This is a genomic window from Parendozoicomonas sp. 209JJ7-1 (assembly GCF_058147085.1).
The window spans coordinates 1-740 of sequence record NZ_JBYVJU010000101.1 but is presented as its reverse complement, the minus strand read 5'-3'; the positions used below and the strand labels follow the sequence as shown (position 1 = coordinate 740).

Sequence of the window (740 nt, the reverse complement as noted above, 5' to 3'; positions counted from 1 at the left end):
GAAAGCAGCTTCATCAAAATCTTCAGGAATAAGAATGAAAAAACTGATTGATTTGAGTCATACAATAGAAGAAGGGCTCATAACATATAAAGGCTTGCCAGCACCAATAATCTGTGACTATCTCAGTCGTGAAGATTCCAAAAATCATTATGCTGAAGGAACAACATTTCAGATAGGAAAAATTGAAATGTGTTCTAACACGGGAACATATTTAGATTCTCCTTTTCACCGTTACGAAGAAGGTAAAGACCTATCAGAGTTAGAACTAGAGTCGTTAGCAAGCCTTCAAGGAATAAAGGTTTTTGTTGGAAATAATGCTAAATCGATTGGGAAAGAATACTTCATAAATAGTGAGCTTTCTGGAAAAGCTGTTCTAATCCAAACGGATTGGTCTCAAAATTGGAATACCGAACAATATTACGAAGGGCATCCATACCTCACAGAAGAGGCTGCAAAATATTTGCGTGATGAAGGTGTCGTTCTTGTTGGTATTGATTCCTACAATATTGATGATGTAAACGGTAAAGAGCGTCCAGTTCACTCTACACTTTTAGGTGGGGATATTCTCATTGTTGAGCATATGTGCAACTTGGATCAAGTTCCAAAAAGTGGTTTCACATTTTATGCCGTACCAGTTAAAGTCAAAAACTTTGGTACATTTCCAGTTCGAGCATTCGTAGAAATTCAAACATAACAAGTGCATCCAGGTGACGCCTTCGGCGCACCTGATGCGGGCGTTA

1 protein-coding gene is annotated in these 740 nt (G+C 38.2%); it reads left to right on the top strand.

The features are described 5' to 3' along the window. The coding region (locus tag ACY2RQ_RS19550; protein WP_490114690.1) for a cyclase family protein at positions 1-694 on the top strand (694 nt) is incomplete at its 5' end. Positions 695-740: the final 46 nt, after the last annotated feature.